The 14,312-nt window shown below is 37.8% G+C and carries 11 protein-coding genes; 2 read left to right on the top strand and 9 right to left on the bottom strand.

The genetic code is table 11. The features are described 5' to 3' along the window. The first annotated feature begins 812 nt into the window (after window positions 1–812). Both V7K40_RS30075 and V7K40_RS30080 read left to right on the top strand, forming a co-directional pair. Window positions 813–2,537 (top strand): AarF/ABC1/UbiB kinase family protein, encoded by a 1,725-nt coding sequence (locus tag V7K40_RS30075; protein WP_334966380.1) that lies wholly within the window; start codon window positions 813–815, stop codon window positions 2,535–2,537. 29 nt (window positions 2,538–2,566) lie between these two features. After that, complete coding sequence (locus tag V7K40_RS30080) at window positions 2,567–2,941, top strand: hypothetical protein (protein ID WP_334966301.1); 375 nt, start codon at window positions 2,567–2,569, stop codon at window positions 2,939–2,941. Window positions 2,942–3,057: 116 nt separating this feature from the next. Here the strand turns inward: V7K40_RS30080 and V7K40_RS30085 are convergent, their stop codons facing one another. The 9 genes from V7K40_RS30085 to V7K40_RS30125 form a co-directional block, all read right to left on the bottom strand. Beyond that, window positions 3,058–4,095: an Npun_R2821/Npun_R2822 family protein gene (locus tag V7K40_RS30085; protein ID WP_334966303.1), complete on the bottom strand. Its 1,038-nt coding sequence runs from the start codon at window positions 4,093–4,095 to the stop codon at window positions 3,058–3,060. A 16-nt stretch (window positions 4,096–4,111) separates the two neighbouring features. After that, entirely contained in the window at window positions 4,112–5,002 is an 891-nt protein-coding gene (locus V7K40_RS30090) for an Npun_R2821/Npun_R2822 family protein (protein ID WP_334966305.1), read from the bottom strand. Between the two features lie 3 nt (window positions 5,003–5,005). After that, complete coding sequence (locus tag V7K40_RS30095) at window positions 5,006–5,986, bottom strand: Npun_R2821/Npun_R2822 family protein (RefSeq protein ID WP_334966307.1); 981 nt, start codon at window positions 5,984–5,986, stop codon at window positions 5,006–5,008. Between the two features lie 3 nt (window positions 5,987–5,989). After that, entirely contained in the window at window positions 5,990–6,949 is a 960-nt protein-coding gene (locus V7K40_RS30100) for a glycosyltransferase family 10 (RefSeq protein ID WP_334966309.1), read from the bottom strand. A gap of 51 nt (window positions 6,950–7,000) precedes the next feature. Further along, window positions 7,001–8,212 carry a glycosyltransferase gene (locus V7K40_RS30105; RefSeq protein ID WP_334966311.1) on the bottom strand — a complete coding sequence of 404 codons (1,212 nt, stop codon included), beginning with the start codon at window positions 8,210–8,212 and terminating at the stop codon, window positions 7,001–7,003. Between the two features lie 4 nt (window positions 8,213–8,216). Beyond that, on the bottom strand, window positions 8,217–10,535 hold the full coding sequence (locus V7K40_RS30110) for an ABC transporter ATP-binding protein (RefSeq protein WP_334966313.1): 2,319 nt from the start codon (window positions 10,533–10,535) through the stop codon (window positions 8,217–8,219). Between the two features lie 434 nt (window positions 10,536–10,969). Continuing rightward, the gene (locus V7K40_RS30115) at window positions 10,970–12,133 is read right to left on the bottom strand and encodes a glycosyltransferase family 4 protein (protein WP_334966315.1); all 1,164 of its coding nucleotides are present in this window, start codon (window positions 12,131–12,133) and stop codon (window positions 10,970–10,972) included. A gap of 17 nt (window positions 12,134–12,150) precedes the next feature. Then, window positions 12,151–12,993, bottom strand: coding sequence for a glycosyltransferase (locus tag V7K40_RS30120; protein WP_334966317.1), 843 nt, complete (start codon window positions 12,991–12,993; stop codon window positions 12,151–12,153). A 177-nt stretch (window positions 12,994–13,170) separates the two neighbouring features. Beyond that, entirely contained in the window at window positions 13,171–13,965 is a 795-nt protein-coding gene (locus tag V7K40_RS30125) for an alpha-1,2-fucosyltransferase (RefSeq protein WP_334966319.1), read from the bottom strand. Between the last annotated feature and the right edge of the window lie 347 nt (window positions 13,966–14,312).

Genomic DNA, 14,312 nt, shown 5'->3' on the forward strand with positions numbered 1-14,312 from the left:
GGTCTTCTTTCAACACCCGATTGATGTCTAGCATTTTTCTGTCTCATTCCAGTTGCTAATCGTTACTCTACCTTATTAAGCGACAAGTCTAATATACGGTGAAAATATAACATGTCTACATTGCAGTAGTACATTGCTTGGGCTTGTCCTGGTTAGTCAAGAAAAGTCTGTTTCTGTTAGGAATAACTTCTGAATGGGCTGTAATTACAGTTAGGACTTAGGCACGCTCTACGAATTCTTGGTGTTCTTGGCGTCTTGGCGGTTCGATAAATTAAGCTTTTCGGTCATTTTTGCGTAAGTCTTGACAGTTACAGCAGTCACCTGTGGTGCTATTTTATCAACTTCATTATGGACGAGTGTTTTAGAAGACCATGATCGCAGGAGTATTCAGGCAAAGCTAAATGGGTGGCTAAGACAATCTGAATTTTAAAATGATTAAATCCAAGACAGTAATAGTACTACTGCCCCATATAAATTTTAGTAAATAAAGTTACTTAACTATCGCAGTTTATTTAAATTTGTATACATTAAACGTAGGTAAATATTTATATTTTTATAAACAATGGTTAAGAAAAGATAAAATCATCTGAAACTTGGATAAGTAGTTGTAGTTTTATAAAGTATAATTAAGAAAAAGATAAACAAATCTAGGCAGTAATGTAGGCTAAAATCGCCTCGAACAATATCCCCAAAGGATAAAGTTCTAGTAGTTTTAGATAAAAGACTACCGCAATCCTGAACTTGCAACTAACTTGTGGGTCAGCCTAAAAACCATCATTGTAAATTTTTCAGTGGAAGAGGCAAAAAAAGGCGTGGGTCAGTATCAACCTACTCAGCTAAAACTCTATAATCCAGATGTGATCGCTCGCTACTATAGTTACCGTCCGTGGCTTGCCTGGGGGCGACTGCTGAGAATTATCTCCTCTTTTGCAGGATTTCTACTCAATCTCAAGTGGGACGAATGGCAAGATAAAGTTGAGCAGAATAAAGGTAAACGAGCTATCCAGCTGCGAGAACTGCTGACCAGGCTCGGTCCGACTTTTATTAAAGTTGGTCAAGCCCTGTCTACCAGACCTGACCTGATACGCAAAGATTTCTTAGAAGAACTGATCAAGTTACAAGACCAGTTACCACCTTTCGATAATGCGATCGCTCACCAGATTATCGAAACTGAGCTAGACCGTCCAATCCATGAAATATTTAGTGAACTGTCACTTAACCCGGTAGCTGCCGCTAGCTTGGGTCAAGTATACCGTGGTCGTCTGATCAGCGGCGAAGAAGTCGCAGTTAAGGTGCAACGCCCCAACTTACGCCCGATTCTCACCCGCGACCTCTATCTATTGCGGTGGGCGGCGAGTTGGATAGCTCCCTGGTTACCCCTAAATCTCGGTCACGACCTAAGTTTAATTGTGGACGAGTTTGGCACGAAGCTATTTGAAGAAATCGACTATATAAATGAAGGCCGCAATGCCGAACACTTTGCTAGCAACTTCCGCAACGACCCGCAAGTTAAAGTTCCAGGAATTTACTGGCGTTATACTAATACCCACGTTTTAACACTGGAATGGATTGATGGCTTCAAGCTGACGGACACTAAACGCATCCGCGAAGCAGGTTTAGACCCAGAGGCGATTATCCAAATTGGTGTTACTTCAGGATTGCAACAGCTTTTGGAACACGGCTTCTTCCATGCTGACCCTCATCCCGGCAATTTGTTTGCTGTACCTGATGGTCGTATGGCTTACATAGATTTCGGGATGATGGATCAGTTGGAGGAAACTACCAAAGAGACGCTAGTAGATGCATTAGTGCATTTGGTGAATAAAGACTATACCGACTTAGCCGAAGATTTTGTAAAATTAGGATTTCTGACTCCAGACACGAATATTTGCCCGATTGTGCCAGCATTAGAAGCGGTACTGGGAAACGCCATTGGCAAAAATGTCAAGGATTTTAACTTCAAAACTATTACCGATGAATTCTCGGAATTGATGTACGAATATCCTTTCCGAGTCCCGGCGAAGTTTGCTTTGATTATTCGTTCCCTGGTGACTCAAGAAGGTATTGCCCTTAGCCTTAACCCGAATTTTAAAATTGTTGAAGTAGGTTATCCCTATATAGCACGGCGGTTGCTGACAGGGGAATCGCCCGAATTACGGCGGCGATTATTGAATGTGTTATTCAAAGATGGTAAATTCCAGTGGCAGCGGTTAGAAAATTTAATTGCGATCGCTCGTAGTGATAACAACTTTGATGTATTGCCTACAGCCCAGATGGGGTTCCAATATTTAATGTCCCAAGAAGGCAAGTTTCTGCGGCGACAACTGGTACTTGCTCTTACCGAAGATGACCGCCTCCACACCGAAGATGTCCAACGCCTGTGGAACCTGGTTAAAGATGACTTAAAACCGGATCGTTTACTAAATGTAGCGATCAGTATTTTAACAGACTTATCCAGAGAAGGCGCAGCTGCTATCCTCCCAAAAGCTACATTCCTTGGGTCTTTTGCTGGAAATCAGTCAACAAACAAAAAATAAAAATTATTTGATAACAATCAGGAGTTTTCATGTACTATTTTCCTCTGCAACCGCCTTATTTTCTATTACTTGTTGGCTTTCTAACAGCATTAACATCTGGTTTGGCATTATCTGGCACTTTGAAACTAATTGTGCAGAAATGGCCAAGTGAACGCACGGAAAATACTAAACCTCGTTCTTCACTGAAACAATTATTTGTGCCATTTCTCGGCATAACTGCCGGTACTTGTCTATTTCTGTCTTCAGGGTTAGAAATATTTGGCTTTCCATCCTCTTTGGCTTTAGGAGTCGGTCTACCAATTAGTCTGTTTACTTGTTTATTAGTTTGGTTACAGTTGGGAAGTATGATGACCTTTATAGAACGCGAAGGTATGCAATCTTTAGATTTAGATTCTATGTCATAGATTTATAACAATATGGTTAAGTTCTTATTAACTGAACTGTATTGATATTTAAGATACTTCACTAATATAGAAATCAACCTAAATGCTTACCGTCGCTAGTAAGCATTGCTATATTATTAGTACCCATTAATTCTATCCTTGAAGTTACGATACTTTAACTTAATGTTATTGACTCTTTGCTGAATAAAACTACTAGTGGACTTTTGCAGAAGCACTAGTTGGCTTGGACGCGTAAAAGTTTGAGGACATTGTTCAGGCGATTTTAAATAGCGATAATATAAGAAAACATCGCGGTAAGGAATATTAACATCTTCACCCCCACAAAGCCGCACAAATGCTGAAGAAGATATACTCATATAGTGTAAGTACGTCAACTTCCGCCCTTCGTCGTAAAGGACGTTATTTACCACATCAAATTGAGAACTCCAGTGGTTACCCGTTGCCTGTTCGCAGTCATGAAAAGCAAAGTTATAATACGAAATTCCACTTCTCAACACCATGTAGTTAAATAAAGATTGGTCAGGCGCTAAAAAAGCCATAACATCTGCCTCACCTGATGTTAATTTGTTGAGTAAGTCGGCTCTTATAGCTGTAGAAAAAATATTTTTCTTACTGGCAAACCAACCAGCACAAAATACTTTAAATTGCAAGTTCTCTGAGTTAAAAACTTCCTGCATCTGCTCTGGCGAACCATCAAAAATAAATTTTAAATCAGACTTATACTGAAAATCATTGACTACCCAATCATAGGTATCTAATTTTTCATATACATCATCTACGGGTCCCATTAATAAAGTATCTGCATCAAAATAAATAAATTTATCAAAGGGGCCATCCACAGCACAAAATTTGCGGTGCATTGGTAACTCATAGAGTTCCGGGAAACCCCATTCTCGCCAAGTTTTTTGTGCTCTAGGATAATTTTTCCATATCTGGATAGCAAAGTTATCCCAATAAGCTATGGAATCATAATTTTCAAATAAGGTGATATTATCTCTAGATGCAATCTCTACCTTTACTTTGTCTAATCGCTGATTATATGGAAGTATACAAATAGGAATTTTTTTGCCAGCATTAGCTTCTATACTGTTAAGCAACGCAACTAATTGGTCATAGACAACATCATTTGCTAGGATATAAATGCCATCAATCATTGGGATATTCCTAATATTAAGTGCGGGCAGTAACAAAGGGAAATAAACGGCGAGTCAGTTTGGGGATGAAGGCGAATTTACCCTCATGGAGATAGCGATAGTGTTCCCACAATTGCCAATAGGGACTACCAGTTTTAATCCGCGTACCAGCCCAATGAAGATATTTTAGTCGTTGTCCTCGGTCATAGAGGGCATATTCTTGCTGTTGGAAATTTTGCGAACCTGCCCAACTACCAGGTCCTCCCCCAGGAATTTTAACGAGATTACCACGCTTGGCAATTAGCTTGAGCACAAGATAATTCAGAATAGGTTGGTCTGTAACTCCTTCAGAAAAATCAAAATATTCGCGATGCACTGCACACTCGCACAAAGCTTCATCCATCTGTTGTTCGGTAATAATTCCTTTTCTCGAAGCCCAAAAGCCACTGTTAAAAACATCTTGAAGTTGGGCATCGGAAAAAATTTGCTGCTCTTTCACAAATGGGTCAAAGATATTTCGCAGCTTGTCATTGGCATGATGGTAATCACAACAGAAGAAATCAACTTCTGAAAGTTTGTCTAAATTGTCGGCGATTTTTTCAAAAACGACAATATCCGTATCTATATAAATAAATTCATCTAAAGGACCAAGCCACGCTACCAGTTTACGCATTTTGTTGGGTAAGGCAAGAAAATCTCGATCAAAAATTTCTCCAATGCGTTTGGTAAATTTGTCAATAAGTTCTAAATCTGGGAAAATTTTGACGTTGTGTAAGGTAGCAAGCTGTTCTGCTACCTTGTGATAACTTTCATTAAAAGGTATGAGATAAATGGTTACTTCTAGGTCATAGTAACGAATGCTATTGAGTAAGGCAATAGCATTATCGATAACACGATCATTGGCAACAATATAAATTCCCCTACTCATAAATTATCCTTGGTTAATTAACTTAAATTTTCGCAAAGCTCTTGTAAGTAAATTTTGTATTGGAGCGTCATTATAACTTTTAGGAGGGTTTTGAAAGACTGGACGCTTTTCTGGTTCGTGTAGGTAACGATAGTAGAGAAATAAATCTCGATAAGGAAACTCAATATTTTCTCCAGCACAGACTGCTTGATTGATATTAGGAGGAACACCAATGTAATGCAGGTAAGTTAGTCGATTACCTTTGTCATAGAGAATATGTTCTCGTTCCTCGAAGTGCTTGGATGTGGCAGAACAGCCTGTTTTTTCATTATCTGGCAGTTGTTGAGCAAAGTTATAAATAGAAAGATTAGACCTCATTACCATGTAGTTTACCAATGGTTGTTCGCCAGCACCTTCATATAAAATTTCTGCCTCACCATTTTGTAAATGGGATATCAGCCAATCTCTTTTTTCAGAGTTAAATATTCCCTGTTTCGCACCATAGAAGCCTGAGCAAAATATTTCGGAATCAATGCGCTTTTGGTTGAAAACTTCTAGTAATTTGGGAGAATTAACATTATATATTTTACTAACGTCTTTAAATTGAAAATCGTAGACAACAAAATCATAACTATCTAGCTTTTCAAATACTGTCGCTAGTGAGTTCATCACTAAGGTGTCTGCATCTAAATAAATAAACTTATCGAATGGCCCATCAAAAGCGCAAAAACGACGGTGAGCGCCATAAAGACGGGATTTACTACGATTCAATCGTTCTGGTGCTGCTGTCAGCATAAATTGATCCCAGCGGTTGATTGATTCTTGATTATCGTAAATAAATATATTAGGACGTTTAACTATTTCATCAGCAATTCGCTGTGTCTGATCATCGAAAGGATAAATACAAACAGGAGTTTCTGAACCTAAAATAACATCAATACTGTTGAGCAAAGCCACCAGTTGATCGAAAACATAGTCATTGCCAAGGGTACAAATACCATTCATAATTTATGAGTGTTTAGCAACAAAGTTTGACAACCAGTTAAGCAAGTTTAATTTGTGTAAAATGATTTGACGTGCTTCTGCGATCGCATCTTTGGCAGCATACCAAGCATCAGGTGTAGCTGTCACTTCTTGGATGTAGGCAATACCTTTTTCATCTAAACTGGGCAATCTTAAAAAACTACCTGGTGGCAATAATTTATCAGCAGCTGGACCACCATAGTAGATTGGTAGACACCAAGCAAGCAAACTATCCCAAAGTTTTTCACTCACATACCAATTATTATCAGCATAATTTTCAATTGCCAGATTGTAATAGTATGGTGCCATGCCATACCATTTATTACCCAATTCTCCCGATTTTTTAGCCGATTCTGGTAAGTTACGCCCATATAAATCAAATTTAATGCCATTAGATTGTAGGGACTGCAAAAAGTCTAAACGCTGCCGATGATTAACTGTGCGGCTGATTCCTGAAGTAATCCAACTACATGGAGCAACCTTTTTGGGAGGTGGCATTTCATTTAAATCTTGAAATGAATTTGAGTGATACCAAATAGCAGGCATATAGTCTGGAGTAGGAGCAAAATTATCAGGACCAGAAACGTAGCCGGAATACTTTTGGGCTTGTTGATAATTATGATTAGTTATTTCGACAATTTCATCTAAAGGTGGTTCTCTTAGTAAATAAATAATCCTCTCTTTATTGACACCACGCAGTAGAGAATTAACATTTATTACTGATTTTTGCTGCTGTTTACGAAAACTATCTAACCAAGATTTTTGTGGCGATGCTTGGGGAAAATCAAATTGATACATCAGCAGAAAATCTGGTTTTGCTGCCAGTGCCTGCATTTGTATATTCCCCCAAATTCCAAATTGATTCGGGGTTTGTTGCCACAGCCAATCGGCTCTGGTTTCTAAACCTCGATAGCTGCTAATCATACCTACAGTTTTAATAGTCATTTTAGTTATTATTTGTCATCAGTTATTTTCCCTAATTTCACCCATTTTCCCTTACACAATAAGTGAAGGAAGCAGAGATTCATCAACATAACTAAGGATTTTTGCCGCTCTATTTTCCCAAGAAAACTGCTTGACAAACTCGATACTATCTGGATAACCTTCTACTTTTTTGGGATGAGTTTCTAAAACCTGTTTCAGACATTCGGCAAATTTGCTGGGGTTATCAGGCTCACACCAAGCAGTAATGGACTGAGTATCTTGAAACTCAATTAATGAAGGAATTTCTGTCGCTACAATGGGAGTTCCAGAGGCGAAGTAGTCAAATAGCTTTAAGGGAGAGGTGAAAGTTGCCGCTTTTCCCGAACAATGAGGGTGAGCTAAAACATCGGCAGCTTGTAGCAAAGATGCTAACTCATTATGCAAAACATATCCCAAAAATTTAATATTATGAATCTGTTTTTCTGTTACAAATTGCTGATAATATTCGACTTCTGTTGGCTTACCACCTGCACAGGCAAATTGCACATTCGGCATTTCTTTAGCCACATCAATTAGTACATAAATACCTTTAAATTGCTGTAGTCCTCCCGCATAAACTACCAATTTTTGGCTTTCGTCTTGTAATAGTTTTTGACGCCATTCTGCCGCTTTTTCTGGTTGTCTCTGCATAAACAATCGATTGAAACCATTGTGCAGCTTAATTACTTTTTCTGGTGGCATCCCATTTTTAATCATACTTTCGCGGATGGTGTCTACAACTGTGACAGCAATTTGCAATAGCGGATTTGTGACAATTTCTGGCTCAAATGGCTTGTCTTCATGGTGGTGGTGTTCATAAATTGCAGGAATACCATTTTTGATAGCAGCTTTTACAAAATTCCAGTTGCGACTGTGGACAAGTTTGGTAGTCGGAAGTATGTGAAATGGTAAATAATATTTACTGGCAATGGTGTTAGAGTCAGTAAATTTGCTCCGAAAATGGTCAATTGGCCAAGGCATCGGTAAGGGAGCAACTTTTAATTTGTCATGGAGGTTGTAATATTTAACAAGTTCCATTGGTGTTTTTCTCGGTTGAAAAGGGTGAGCTAAATTAACTAGGTTAATCGCTTTTGCTCCTTTGTCAGGGTATACCAAAACTGTTGAGTATCCCAAGTTGGCGGCAGCGTTAGCTGCATTTGTAGACTGGACTAGGTGAGCCTCTGGCTGCGGCAAGTCTTCACCAATGAAAAAAATATAGTGTTTTTTTAAAGCAGGAGCTTTCATAATTTTATAGATTAATACTATTCTCAAAATTTTCTAAATTATCGAGCAGATATATAGCAGATTCATAAGTTTCAGTAATTAATCCATTTTGTTCTTCTGTGGTGGATATCAAATTATCAGCTAGAGAGCGGAGAGAGCTAAGTATGAGATTAAGAGAAGTCCGAAACTCAACGGAGATATGATTAAAACTTTGAGAATAAGTACTTAAAATATCTTGATTTTGCTCAGAAATTGAGATGAATTTCCCTTTGATTTGTAAGTTAATAACATCCTCAAAAACATCTATGGTGTTGAGAATTCTCCAAGCTGATTTGTAAGAGTCTTCAATTAATTCCTGCCGTTCTTGAGAATTGTCTACCAGATCATCAAGTAATAAGCGGAGGAACCCAATCATCGAGTTCAGTTGCGTCCGAATTTCGTGAGAGATGCGGAGCCAGCTTTGATTGTGTTTAGCAGCTTCAGGATATTCAGCAAATCTTTTGGAGTTTAGGCGCATTGCCTTAAGAATTTTTGTCTGAATCAAGTTTTTATTAGGGCGATCGCTAAATTGCATTGAGTACAAACGTGAGTAGTAACCACCCTTTTGTAAAAGTTTTTCATGGGTTCCTATCTCTACTACTTGTCCTTGATCTAATACGGCTATTTGATCGGCTTTCTGGACTGTGGAAAGGCGGTGAGCAATTACTAAGGTGGTGCGATCACGACTAAGATCATCGAGTGCAGCTTGTACTATGCGTTCGGAAACGGTATCTAAAGCGCTGGTGGCTTCATCTAAAATCAGAATTTCTGGATTTTGAAGTAGGGCGCGGGCGATCGCTAATCTTTGCCTTTGTCCACCAGACAACATCACGCCGCGATCGCCAATCAAGGTGTCAAATTCCTGAGGCAATTTGCTAATAAACTCATAGGCATTTGCCCGCTTGGCCGCCGTGATAATTTCATCTCCAGTAGCTTCTGGTCGTCCATAGGCGATGTTATTTCGCACCGAGTCATTAAAAAGAAACGTATCTTGACTAACAATTCCCATTCGCTTTCGCAGGGATATCACATCGAACTCCCGCAAATCGGTGCCGTCAATGGTAATACTGCCAGCGATCGGGTCATAAAATCTGGGTAAAAGGTCTGCCATAGTGGATTTCCCAGCACCAGAACTGCCTACTAATGCTAAGGTTGTGCCACGCGGTAAATATAAATTCACATCTTTGAGTACCAACTTCTCATGACCAGGGTAGGCAAAGCAAAGAGAATTAAAAGACACGCCCTCTTTTAATTTTGTATAGGGAAGCTTACCTTTGCCCATGAACGGCTTATCGTGCACGCTTAAAAACTCATTGGTAACATCCACACTGGCGGCGGTACTGGCAAAGTTGCTGCGAATAGTATTTAACTGAGAAATCAATGGCAGCACTCGCAGTAGTATTAATAAATATGTCAGAAGTACGGTAGAAAGGGAAGAGACTTGGTTTGCAAAGAAGGTTTTACTCAAAAGTACAATCAGCAGTAAAGCTGTAATACCCATCACCTCACCCACAGGTGTAATCGCTTCCGAATTAACCTGAGATTTAAAATCTGCTGTTTCGCGATCGCGAATTAATTTTTTAATCCGTTGATATTCTTTTTCTTCATTTCCCGTTGCCTTTACCAATCGAATTCCGTTCAAAGTCTCCAGCACAGAGATTGAATATGCTCTAGACATCTGACTGAGTTGCTTACCAAAATTTTTAGACCGGGAAATGGCATACTGATTTATTAATGTCACCAACGACAGCAAAAACGTAGCAGCAATTGTCAGTTGCCAAGAAATTGACAGCAATAAACTCACAAAAACTAAAATTGTAATTCCCAGAATAACTATCTTGACTGTACTACCTATAGCACTTGCAGCCCGACCAATTTCTCCACCTAGACAGTTGATTAAATCACCAACCTTGGTCTTGGCGTAATAATCTATATCAATTTCTAGTAATAGCTTTAACCCGGTTTCGCGCATATCTGATGTCAGCTTTCGGGTTAAAGAACTTGATGCTAAGGCGCTGGCATAAGTAGCTAAGTTCTTTAAAAGAATTGTGAATATAATCGCCCCAGCCATTACTCCTATACGGTAAGGTTCTGGAGTATTATCAAAGGGAGATATCAACCTTTTTAAGATGGGAGGGGCGCTACTTAAATCTACTTCTTGCCCTACAATTTTTAAAACCACTGGCACAATTAAAGCTGTGCTTATCCCATTAAATAAAGCTCCAGAAAATCCTAACAATATTGTCAGCAGAATTAAACCTGGATAAGGTTTAGCGAATCTTAGTAGTAGTTTTCTGGTAGACATTGGGTATTTTTATGCAACTTTCACTTATTAATATTATTCACAAATTATTTGCCAATTTAACTAATCATCAAATAAATCAAACTAAACAATCTTCATGTATCAACTCCGTTAAAATATAGTTACACCCTTAAAACAACAGCTTCTAGATATTTTGCCAGATAGAATACCGAAACCGATTTGGCACAAAGAGGGAATGAAAATCTCTTTTTCAATGCCCATAACGCCACTTGACGACAGTTGCTTCTCCCTACAGCCCTTTGGGCATCCTACGCCAGGCGTTAGCCTCTCCCTTTAGGAGAAGAGGAGACGCTCTTGCTAGCAAGAAGATACCCTACCGGGTACAAGTCGAGAAACCGCAAGGGCGCACTGCCTCCTTTAAGCTGGGAAACCCGGACAACGCAGTGGCTCCCCTATACCCTACGCCCAATCAAGATTCACAACCGAGCAATTACCGACTTAAGCACAGAAGCCATAGCCTCTATGCTATAGTGTTCCACACATCTTTTTCTTGCTTTGATACCTTGCTGGTTTGCTGATTCCAAATTCTGAAAAATCAATTGAATTTGTTCAGCAATCTGTTCAGGACAAGCAGGCTCGACTAAATAACCAGTATCACCTAAAATTTTGGGAATATCTCCAACGCGCGTTGATAATACAGGTTTAGCCATTGCCATTCCATCTGTCAACTTCAAAGGAAATTGAGCACGAGTCTCTAGGGTATCTCGCTGCGGAACGACTACAATGTGAGCCGCCGCTACCAAATCAGGCATAACATCAGCTGGATACTTTGGTAATTTGATAATCCAGCGTCCCCACTTTTGTTGAAGTTGCTGATCATAATCATCATAAGGACTGCCACCTACAATCACTAGTCTTAAATCTGGCTGATTAATTTTATCGAGCGCTATAAGAACATCTTCTAGACCTTTATAGGGTCTTGGCGCACCAGGAAACATTAAAATACGATATTCAGATAAACCATAACGATTTCTGCTGGACTCAGCATCATATCGAGCAGGATCAAATAAAGAAGTATCCTTACCATTAGGGACAAATGTACCGCCAAAACGCTGCTGCAAAAATTTAGTATGCACTGTCACAGCATCAGCGCTACTGACCAAACCTTCCATCCATTTCACGTATAAAGGATGATAAGGATTCCTGAGTGCGCCGTCTGGTTTGAACAATTCCCTAGCTAATTGTTTTAGTGTGGGACGATAATGCCAGTCATTACCACCATACCAACTTAATTCCCAATCATCTATGTCTAAAATTAACGGTTTTCGGCTAAATATTTTATTTAGTAGGCCAACTCCAAAACTCGCTATTTGTGGTTTGATAGCATAAATTATATCTCCATTAATTTTTGGTAAAAACTTGTTGATTTCTCTAAAAAACTCAGGAAAATTTTTACCTGGTAAATTATAAACGTTTAATTCTGATGGTAAATTTCGATATAAGTTATTTCCAAATAAAAACCCCATAATTTCGACTTCATATTCTAAATTTCTTAGGGCTGTTGCTATCAAGTATGCACGCAAAATAGCTGCACTTGATAAGTCTGAAACCAACAGCGATATTTTGGAAAACTTTTTCACTATTTTTATACTTATTTTTATTTAGTGCGCCAAGGATTTGTAACTTGATTCGGTAAAAATACTTTAGCGAATCTGTCAAAAACCCTTGTATATAATGAACGACTAATATTTTTAGCATATTGAGGTCGATAAGGATAGGTACAGTGAAGAACTTTAATTTGTTCCTGAATATTATAAGCATCCTCCCACTTACTGAGATAATTATAAGTGGGTGGTAGGATTTTCATGTGAGGGCGTACAGATGCGATCGCAGAAGCAAAAGCCCCTTGGTCTTTTAAAAGTAATTTATCTTGGTTGTTTTTGACAATCTCAAAATAACGTTGAAATTCCTGAAAAAACACCTTAGTTACTTCTGTTTTACAAAAAGCTATCAAACCGCTATTATATTGCACACTATCTGCTTGTAAAGGTAATCCAATAGATTGCAGAATTGGCAAAACATTTTGTAAAAGGTCTTCTTGCTTTCCACGCAATAAATTTGTGGCTTTCACAATAGAGGGTTGCACATCTTCAGTTAATAGCAAATCATATTCATCTAAATATTCAAATACGTCGTTGATATCGGAAAGTAAGCAAATATCTGAATCTAGGTAAATCGTTTTATCAAATTCAGAGGCTTCATAGAGAGCCAGTTTTGCTTGACGTGATGCTAAAACAGTATTTTCATTTGCAGGTGCTGGCTTTAAAATTACATTTTTAAAAGCCTTCAAAAAAGGATAGAGTACTATTGGAACTTGATCAATTAAAATAATGATTGGCTCTTGATGAAACTTTCTAATTGCCGCCAAAAAATGAATACAATCTTGAAAAGGATAAAGTCCAGTTAAAATTGTAATAAATCCTCTACTTTCTGTTTTCATAAATAAGTTAAATAATTATTACTTTTAATCTTCGTTTGTAAATCTAATTTAATGTGTCCATTCCCAGACACTTTTACTCCAGTCTTCGTTATAGTAAAAAACTCCTTCCCATTGGGAAAAGTGAACAAAATCTTCGATTTTTAACGTTTTATTCACGTCTCTAATCATATAGAGAGGTCACTCACCGTAAAATGATGCCCACATAGTATAACTACTAGGAGGACCAATAATATAATCACATTCAGCTAAAGAATACATATCTTCAATTATATGATTATTGCCATAAACATAAGATAAATGTTGGAAATAATCCTCCTTTTGCTTTTGATTTGAGCAAATCAAAAATGTCACTTTTTTGTTAGGAAATAGTGTTTTTGCTGATTCCATAACCTTTAAATAATCTTCAACTAAATAAAAATATCTGCCATTTTGATGTTGCTGATAATCTCCATGACGGACATGAACTCCAATGATGACATCAGTTTGGCTACGAATATTGGATATGAGTTTTGCTACATTTAACTGATACTTTTTTAAAGGTTGAAAGTAAGCACGAATTTTTTCCCCATGTTTTTGTAGATTTGATATATCATCTACAAACCATCCATCGCGAAATACCCATCCTTGAAAAAAGTTGATAGGTCGTGATTTTAATTCTTTTGTAATGCTTGAATTACTCCAGCTAAACGGCTGATTACGCTTAATAATAATTGTGTTAAAGCGTCCACTTTCAGCTAAATAACGATTTATATTATAGTAGTATTTACGTAGCAATCGGTTTCCTACAATTGAAAATGGTGTTGAAGGGTAGCAACATAAAAAGTCTTTATCTGTTGAGCTAAAAAAATCAGCATACTCTTCAAATGCTGGGTTTATAACTGTGAAATTATTTTCAATGGCAAATGCAATAAAATTAGCAAATAACAATAACCTGTTACCTAGTTGTCCAGATTTTGCAGAGATTACTAACACGTATAAAACCTCTAGAAATGAACATTGATAATATTTTTTCAACCTTTAATATCCAAAGGAATATACATAGAAATTAAATTCTATTAAACCTAATAGATGAAAGGAAATATCCCCAATGATTGAATCGATTTGTTGGTATCCTAAGAACAGGAAATAACAAAATAAATCTAACTTTGTATTTGCGGTTATTTCCAGAGAAAATTCACTGATAAATCCAGAGAAATTTTGCTTTTTTATGGTATAGTTACCGTATACCTACGGTTAGTATATTATCATATATTAATCAGGCATTACATTTGTACTAAACCAAGTAAAAATACTTGATATAATTTATGCAGGTAGCCTGG

Source organism: Nostoc sp. (genome assembly GCF_036917195.1).
Lineage (GTDB): Bacteria > Cyanobacteriota > Cyanobacteriia > Cyanobacteriales > Nostocaceae > Nostoc.